This window comes from Spirulina subsalsa FACHB-351 (assembly GCF_026130165.1).
Classification (GTDB): domain Bacteria; phylum Cyanobacteriota; class Cyanobacteriia; order Cyanobacteriales; family Spirulinaceae; genus Spirulina_A; species Spirulina_A subsalsa_A.
This window is the reverse complement of the sequence record NZ_JAIHOM010000257.1, coordinates 1-908: the sequence shown is the minus strand read 5'-3', so window position 1 is coordinate 908 and position 908 is coordinate 1. Positions and strand designations below refer to the sequence as shown.

Annotated in this window: 1 protein-coding gene; it reads right to left on the bottom strand. The window is 56.9% G+C overall.

Features of this window, described 5'->3' with window-relative positions:
- Positions 1-84 precede the first annotated feature (84 nt).
- Positions 85-861 (bottom strand): nickel pincer cofactor biosynthesis protein LarB, encoded by a 777-nt coding sequence (gene larB, locus K4A83_RS22735; RefSeq protein WP_265267003.1) that lies wholly within the window; start codon positions 859-861, stop codon positions 85-87.
- Between the last annotated feature and the right edge of the window lie 47 nt (positions 862-908).

Sequence of the window (908 nt, the reverse complement as noted above, 5' to 3'; positions counted from 1 at the left end):
CTCCCCTGCTCCCCCGCTCCCCTGCCCCCCCGCTCCCCCGCTCCCCCGCTCCCCCGCTCCCCCGCTCCCCCGCTCCCTATCCCCTCAGTCAGCCCGACTGATTCTCGTCGCGGTGCGCAAAATTTGCCCCGCTAAAATGGCCGCCCCAAAACCATTATCAATGTTCACCACCCCAACTCCGGCCGCGCAGGAATTCAACATGGAAAGCAAGGCCGCCACCCCGCCAAAATTCGCCCCGTAGCCTACACTGGTGGGAACACCAATCACGGGACAATTGGCTAATCCCCCTACCACACTGGGCAGCGCTCCCTCCATCCCTGCGACTACAATTAATACATCTGCATTATCTATCAGGTGACGATTACTCAAGAGGCGCTGAATCCCCGACACCCCCACATCCCAGAGTCGCTCAACCCGAAAGCCGAATAATTCAGCCGTGATGGCCGCTTCTTCTGCCACGGGTAAATCGGCTGTTCCTGCCGTTAAGATGGTGATTTGACCTAAAAGGTCAGAATTCGGTTCAGGATGCCCTAGGGCGCAAATTCTCGCCCTTTCGTGATAGATCACATCGGGGATATGAGCCTGAATCGTAGCGGCGACGGCGGGAGAAACCCGGGTGGCGAGGATGACCGATTGATGGGGGCGCATTTTCTCCATAATCTGGATAATTTGCTGGGGGGTTTTATCTTGTCCCCAAATCACCTCGGGAAATCCCGTCCGCGCTTGCCGTTGGGTGTCAATTTTGGCGAAATGATCCACGGATTCATAGCTAAGTTGCCGGAGTTTTTCTTGAGCTACAGTGGGGCTTAAATACCCGGCGGAAACGGCTTCTAGGATTTGGAGGATGTTAGGATCGGTCATGGATGGGGTGGGAATTTATGGGGAGCAGGGGAGCGGGGGAGCAGGGG